This is a genomic window from Pantoea sp. Cy-640 (assembly GCF_011752635.1).
GTDB lineage: Bacteria > Pseudomonadota > Gammaproteobacteria > Enterobacterales > Enterobacteriaceae > Pantoea > Pantoea dispersa.
Genome location: NZ_VWXB01000011.1, coordinates 188018 through 194527 on the forward strand (window position 1 = coordinate 188018; position 6510 = coordinate 194527).

General features: G+C 56.1%; 7 protein-coding genes. All 7 read right to left on the reverse strand.

The window, feature by feature from the left end:
- Nucleotides 1-19: 19 nt before the first annotated feature.
- The 7 genes from ruvX to F3J36_RS22045 all read right to left on the reverse strand — a co-directional run bounded on the left by ruvX (nucleotide 20) and on the right by F3J36_RS22045 (nucleotide 5729).
- On the reverse strand, nucleotides 20-436 hold the full coding sequence (gene ruvX, locus F3J36_RS22015) for a Holliday junction resolvase RuvX (RefSeq protein WP_058757113.1): 417 nt from the start codon (nucleotides 434-436) through the stop codon (nucleotides 20-22).
- Nucleotides 436-999 carry a YqgE/AlgH family protein gene (locus tag F3J36_RS22020; protein ID WP_021506630.1) on the reverse strand — a complete coding sequence of 188 codons (564 nt, stop codon included), beginning with the start codon at nucleotides 997-999 and terminating at the stop codon, nucleotides 436-438. The genes ruvX and F3J36_RS22020 overlap by 1 nt, the downstream gene beginning before the upstream one ends.
- Before the next feature lie 85 nt (nucleotides 1000-1084).
- The gene (gene gshB, locus F3J36_RS22025) at nucleotides 1085-2029 is read right to left on the reverse strand and encodes a glutathione synthase (protein WP_021506631.1); all 945 of its coding nucleotides are present in this window, start codon (nucleotides 2027-2029) and stop codon (nucleotides 1085-1087) included.
- A gap of 96 nt (nucleotides 2030-2125) precedes the next feature.
- Nucleotides 2126-2857, reverse strand: coding sequence for a 16S rRNA (uracil(1498)-N(3))-methyltransferase (rsmE, locus tag F3J36_RS22030; protein ID WP_021506632.1), 732 nt, complete (start codon nucleotides 2855-2857; stop codon nucleotides 2126-2128).
- A gap of 73 nt (nucleotides 2858-2930) precedes the next feature.
- Nucleotides 2931-3638: a deoxyribonuclease I gene (endA, locus tag F3J36_RS22035; RefSeq protein WP_058757110.1), complete on the reverse strand. Its 708-nt coding sequence runs from the start codon at nucleotides 3636-3638 to the stop codon at nucleotides 2931-2933.
- Between the two features lie 78 nt (nucleotides 3639-3716).
- The gene (locus tag F3J36_RS22040) at nucleotides 3717-4229 is read right to left on the reverse strand and encodes a SprT family zinc-dependent metalloprotease (protein WP_088517903.1); all 513 of its coding nucleotides are present in this window, start codon (nucleotides 4227-4229) and stop codon (nucleotides 3717-3719) included.
- A gap of 105 nt (nucleotides 4230-4334) precedes the next feature.
- Nucleotides 4335-5729 (reverse strand): sugar porter family MFS transporter, encoded by a 1395-nt coding sequence (locus F3J36_RS22045; protein ID WP_031279461.1) that lies wholly within the window; start codon nucleotides 5727-5729, stop codon nucleotides 4335-4337.
- Nucleotides 5730-6510: the final 781 nt, after the last annotated feature.

Below are 6510 nucleotides of genomic sequence, written 5' to 3' on the forward strand. Positions count from 1 at the left end.
CGGCCGCGTCCGGGCTGATTTAATGCGTCTCGAACCAGTCCTGCAGGATAATCACTGCGGACTGCGAATCGATATGACCTTTCTGCAGCGCGCGATAGCCGCCGCGTTCGAACAGGTCGGCACGCGCTTCAACAGTGCTCAGGCGCTCATCCTGCAGCTCCACACGCACGCCGAAGCGGCCGTGCAGCCGGTTAGCAAACTTGCGCGCGCGCGCCGTCAGCGGCTGTTCGCTGCCGTCCATGTTGAGTGGCAGGCCAACCACCACGTAATCCGGCTGCCACTCTTTCAGCAGCTTACCAATGAGCTCCCAGTCCGGCGTGCCGTCCTGCGCTTTCAGCGCGGTGAGCGGACGCGCAGTGCCGGTCAGCTGTTGCCCGATGGCAACGCCGATGCTTTTGGTGCCGAAGTCAAAGCCGAGCAGCGTTTCACTGGCCATCAGGCGTGCCCTGCATCGCTGGTCATGTTGTGGATGTCCACACCCATGCTGCGCGCGGCTTCACGCCAGCGTTCGGCAATCGGCGTCTGGAACAGGATCTGCGTATTGGCCGGCGTGGTCAGCCAGGCATTCTCCAGCAGCTCATTTTCCAGCTGATCTTTCTCCCACGCGCAATAACCCAGTGCTACCAGCACGTTCTCTGGCTGTTCACGCGTGCCGATCGCTTCCAGCACATCGCGCGAAGTGGTGATCACCGTATTGTCAGAAATGCGGATACTGGAGGAGAACACGCGCTGGGCCGAGTGCAGAATAAAGCCACGATCTTCCGCCAGCGGACCACCGGCAAACACCGGTTTGTCCAGTTTGATGGCAGGATCGCGTTCTGATGGGCTGATCTTAAGTTTTTTCAGGATGCCTTCGACCGTCAGGTTGTCCATCGGCTTGTTAACGATCAAACCCATGGCACCCTCTTCGTTATGCTCGCAGATATACACCACCGAGCGTTTGAAGAAAGGGTCCTGCAGCGACGGCATCGCAATCAAGAAATGGTGCTGTAAATTCATTCTCACTCGTTTACCAAAAATAGCCGGTGCTGAACGGCTGCACCGGCTTTGGGTGGTTCACGGAGCTCTCACTCCTGCGGCATCCTCAGCCCAAACGTTTTTCAATCGCGTCCATCAGCATGCCGGTGATGGAGACCGGGAACGCCGCCTCGATTTCGCGGATGCAGGTTGGGCTGGTGACGTTAACTTCTGTCAGTTTATCACCGATAATATCGAGGCCGACAAAAATCAGCCCTTTGGCTTTCAATGTCGGACCTACGCGGCGGGCAATTTCCCAGTCGCTGTCGCTCAGCGGACGGGCTTCGCCGCGGCCACCGGCGGCGAGGTTGCCACGGGTTTCGCCGCCCTGCGGAATGCGTGCCAGGCAGTATGGCACTGGTTCACCATCGACCACCAGCACGCGTTTATCACCGTCTTTGATCGCCGGCAGATAATTTTGCGCCATGCAGAAGAACTGGCCGTGGTTGGTCAGCGTTTCAGTGATCACGCCGAAGTTGGCATCATCTTTTTTGATGCGGAAAATCGACGCGCCGCCCATGCCGTCAAGCGGCTTGAAGATCACATCGCCATGCTCCTGCCAGAACGCGCGCAGCTGCTCTTTGTTGCGCGTCACCAGCGTGTCTGGCGTCAGGTCGGCAAACCAGGCGGTGTAGAGTTTTTCGTTGCAGTCACGCAGGCTCTGCGGTTTGTTAACGATCAGCGTGCCTTGCTCTTCCGCGCGCTCCAGCAGATAGGTTGCGTAGATAAACTCGGTATCAAACGGCGGGTCTTTACGCATCAGCACCACGTTAAGATCGGCCAGCGGGATAGTCTGCTCGCTGCCAAACGTGTACCACTGATCATAGTTCTGCTCGACGCTCAGCAGCCGGGTGCGCGCGTAAGTTACGCCACCGCGCAGCGACAGATCGCCCATCTCCATGTAGTGAATTTCATAACCGCGGCGCTGTGCTTCCAGCAACATGGCGAAGCTGGAGTCTTTTTTAATGTTGATGGACGAAATCGGGTCCATAACGATGCCAAGCTTAATCATTATTCTCTCCTCAAAGGGGAATTCAGCCACCCCGTTCCGTGCGAAAGCGTTGTGCTGGTCAGTTATCTGCGTGTGTCTTCGGGCTGAAAGTATCCCTTAACCGAGGTCACCAAACCTCACCTGAAGTGCCGTGATGGCGGTGAGCGCCGTGGTTTCGGTGCGCAAAACGCGCGGACCGAGCAGGATATCGGTAAAGCCGTGCTGCGCCGTCATGGCAATTTCCTCTGCCGACAGGCCGCCTTCCGGGCCAATCAGCAGCCGTACGCGTTCAACCGGCTGCGGCAGCGTATTGATGCTGTGGCTGGCGCGCGGATGCAGGTTGAGCTTCAGGCCGTCATCCGCTTCGGCGCACCAGGCTTCGAGCGTCATCGCGGCGCGGATTTCCGGCACGCGATTACGACCGCACTGCTCGCAGGCGGCGATGGCAATTTTCTGCCACTGCTGAATCTTTTTCGCCAGGCGTTCGGCATCCAGCTTTACGCCACAGCGTTCAGAAAACAAGGGCGTAATCACATTCACGCCCAGTTCGATCGATTTCTGGATAGTGAATTCCATTTTTTCACCGCGCGACATCACCTGACCGAGGTGTAAGTGCAGCGGGGATTCGCGATCGTCAGGCTGGCTGGCAAGGACCTTTACTTTTACACGCTTTTTGTCGGCCTGGGTGATTTCGGCGCTAAAAGTCAGATTACTGCCATCAAACAGCTCGATCTGCTGTCCGGCGCTCATGCGCAACACGCGGCCGACGTGGTTGGCGGCATCCTCATCAAGCAGAACTTCACTGTTAACGGTTAAAGCTTCGGGGTGATAAATGCGGGGTATGCGCATGCGGTTCCTGCCGGCGTTATGCCGCATCGCGCGATGCGGCCCAATCGAAAAAAGCTAGTGTAGGGTAGCGCTTTCAGCGCTGGCAAGCCTGCTGTACCCAGGAATTGTGATTTCCCTGCACTGCGGCGATGCGCTGGTCGCGTTCGCACTCCCACGGCGTGACCGGATACTGCTTGTTCCACGCGGTGAACAGCTGGGTTTGCTGGCGTGACAGGCGCAGATGATACTGGTCGCGCATATAGAAGTAGGTGCGGGCGATGGCGCCGCGCGCGCGCTCGGGAGGCTCGGCGCGCTTCTGCTTAAAATCGATCTTCATGCTGCACTGACCGTACTGCTGCTCGCCACCGTTCCACTGGCTGTACTGGAAGTTGTTGCGGTCACCGTTCACTTCACCAATGGCTGGCTGCAGGTTGTGCAGATCGCTTTCGATGCGGCGGTAATCTGCGTCTTTGCTGCAGTTTTTGCGTCCGCCGTTTTGCCAGCACTGACGCTGGTGACCAAACTCCCAAGCCGGCATGACGTGTTCCCACTCGATGCGTTCTGCGCGGTTGGCGTTCTTGCGCACGCTATAGCCGCAGCTGCTGAGATCCGGCACGCCTTTTTTACCGTGCCAGCTGATTTTGCAGCCGCAGTAAAAATCCGCCGGCGCATCCGCGTTGATCTTTGCCGCGACCACTTTCGCCTGCTGAAAATTGTTCTGGTTGTAATGGGTGAGACTGAGGCTGTACGCGCTGAGCGGCGCGACCAGCAGAGAGAGTAATAACAGCGTTTTGCGAGACATATTCCAAAAAATAACCTGGTACCGAAAAAGGGCGGCAGGGTAACAGAATGGCCGGGCGCGGGGAATGAGAATCGCGGACTAATCCGCTGCGTATTCACCGGGTTGCAGCAGCGTACCGCAATGCACGCAGCGATATTCGCTCTCACCACGCACCACGCGGTTATGGCGGCGTACCGTCAGCTGATGTTGCTGGCAGCGACAGCGATAGGGGAAGGTATTGCTGCGCACCGAAGTGATTGCGAACTGATGGGTGCGGCGGGCGGGCACGCCCAGCACGTCCTCCATCATCCACTTCCACTCTTTGCCGTGCGGCGGTACGCGGCCGAAGGTTTTCCACACCAGCAGATGCGCCAGCTCATGCGGCACTACTTCATCAATAAAAGCCTGCTGGTTTTCCAGCAGCAGCACCGGGTTGAGGCGAATTTGCCACTGCTCCAGCCACGCGGTGCCTGCGGCCGTGCCGCGCTGCTGATAAACCAGCGTTGGCTCTTCGAAATGACGTTCGAGTTTTTGCTGAGCCAGCTGCAAAAAATGGCGCAGCGAGCGCATGACGGCTTGTTGCAGGGCGATGGGCAGACGTGGCGTTTTCATGTGCGGCAGCATAAGGCGTTGCAGCGGGGTTCGCAACTGCATGCGTAAAGGGGGCAGATAAAAAAAAGGGCCGCCCTGCGGCAGCCCCGGTTAAAGCATCCGGCCTTACTGCTGGCCGATATCGCGCAGTTTTTTGCCCGACATCAGGTTGCGCTCGATGTGCTCCAGCGAGACGTTTTTGGTCTCCGGAATCAGCGCGACCGTCAGCAGAATAAAGAACACGTTCAGCGCGGCGTAGACCCAGAAAGTCGGCGCGTTGCCCAGCGAGTTCAGCATGGTCAGGAAGGTGGCACCAACGATCATGTTGGCAATCCAGTTGGTCGCGGTAGAGACGGTGATACCAAAATCACGCCCTTTCAGCGGCTGGATTTCAGAACACAGTACCCAAATCAGCGGACCGGCTGACATCGCGAAGCCAACAATGAACATCAGCAGCATGGCGATGGCAAAGTACTGCTCACCGGCAGAGTTAATGCCAATGTGCAGCATGGTACCGAGGATACCCATGCCGGCTGCCATCACCAGGAAGCCCAGCACCAGTGTTGGTTTACGGCCCCAGCGATCCACCAGACCGATAGCGATAAAGGTGGCCAGCACGTTCACCAGACCCACGATCACGGTGCCCCACATTTGCTGCGTGGTATTGGCGAAGCCGGCGATTTCGAAGATTTTCGGTGCGTAGTACATGATGACGTTCATGCCGGTGAACTGCTGCATCACCTGCAACAGCACGCCGAGGAACACCGCGCGGCGGAAGTTGCTGTTGCTCTGGAACAGCTGCCAGCCGGACTGTTTGATCTTCAGGCTTTCGCGGATCTCATCCAGCTCGCGTTTCGCCTGCTCGCTGGTGTCACGCAGGCGATCCAGCACGCGCTGTGCATCGCGGAAGTCACCTTTCGCCGCCAGCCAGCGTGGGCTGTTGGGCAGGAACACCACGCCAACCAGCAGCAGCACCGCCGGAATAGTGATGATGCCCAGCATCCAGCGCCAGTCGCCCGAGGCACTGAACGCGGTATCAGACAGGTAAGCGCCGAGAATACCGATGGTGATCATCAGCTGATACAGGGAAATCATACTGCCGCGGATCTTCTCTGGTGCGATTTCCGAGAGATACAGCGGGGCGGTATAAGAGGCAACACCGACGGCAAGGCCGAGCACCACGCGTGCGGCAATCAGCATTTCCGGGTTTGGCGCCATCGCCGACCACAGTGAACCGATAACGAACAGGATGGCACCGGCCATCAGGCTCTTTTTACGGCCGAGACGCGAAGACATCCAGCCGCTGCCCACGGCACCGACCGCAGCACCGAACATCATTGAGCTGACGATCCACTCCTGCTGATGTGCGGTAACGTTGAAATCTTTCGCGATGAAGGGCAGGGCACCGGCGATAACGCCGATATCCAGACCGAACAGCAGGCCCGCCAGAGCGGCCAGAAAGCAGACAAACAGGGTCATCGCCTTGTTTGAGGTTCTGCTTTTGTGAGTATTACCAGGCATATTGCCTCCGAAGTTTATCCATCTTTGTTTTTATCAATGTTAAGTAAGCTGCCTGCGGGAAAAAGTGAGTGCGATCACATCGATGTAATCGGTTACACACGCTGAAACCCTGTAATCCAGCATTTTTTGCCCGAATCAGTCACATAACCAGTAAGGTATAGCACCCTTTAAGTTTCTGACATCACTATAAATATCGGCTATCAGACGACGCTGAAAATAACGCATTTTCATCACCGTTACTACGCTGAAAAATCTCTAAATTTAAGATATTAAAAGGATTTCAAAATGTAATCGTTAACACTTTGTTGTAAGCGCAGTGCTAACAGTGTAGACAGCGCTGAAAAATGCGCCTGCGGTGGTATAGACAAAAAGTGTGATGGTGCAGAGGCGCGTTGGATTGGTTCGGAGACATAGTAAATAACCACTTTATATGAGTGGTTATTGTTCATTTATGATACTATCGGTGCCAGGAACAATTTCTTTCGGAAAGGGAAATCGAATAATGAGTGGCTTATTTCTTCAGGTTGATGGTGTTGCAGGGGATAACGGTACGCCACGTGTAAATTGCAGTTTATAAGACATAAATTTTCCTGTTATCCAGGTGCAGGAGTGCATTTCCCAATTAAAACTTTGTACGCAATCCAGGTGCGCATAAAGGTACGACCGGGCACATGGGTAACAGATCAGACCGGGCACACAGGTAACACTTTTTGTGGTCAGTCGATCCGGATAATACGCTTTTCTGCCCGGTCATAATACGCAAGGATGAGCCTGTCGAAGA

Bases quoted from the DNA above. Each gene is read 5' to 3' on its own strand.
- F3J36_RS22045 (WP_031279461.1), bottom strand. From the start codon at position 5,729: ATGCCTGGTAATACTCACAAAAGCAGAACCTCAAACAAGGCGATGACC.
- F3J36_RS22020 (WP_021506630.1), bottom strand. From the start codon at position 999: ATGAATTTACAGCACCATTTCTTGATTGCGATGCCGTCGCTGCAGGAC.
- gshB (WP_021506631.1), bottom strand. From the start codon at position 2,029: ATGATTAAGCTTGGCATCGTTATGGACCCGATTTCGTCCATCAACATT.
- F3J36_RS22040 (WP_088517903.1), bottom strand. From the start codon at position 4,229: ATGAAAACGCCACGTCTGCCCATCGCCCTGCAACAAGCCGTCATGCGC.
- rsmE (WP_021506632.1), bottom strand. From the start codon at position 2,857: ATGCGCATACCCCGCATTTATCACCCCGAAGCTTTAACCGTTAACAGT.
- endA (WP_058757110.1), bottom strand. From the start codon at position 3,638: ATGTCTCGCAAAACGCTGTTATTACTCTCTCTGCTGGTCGCGCCGCTC.
- ruvX (WP_058757113.1), bottom strand. From the start codon at position 436: ATGGCCAGTGAAACGCTGCTCGGCTTTGACTTCGGCACCAAAAGCATC.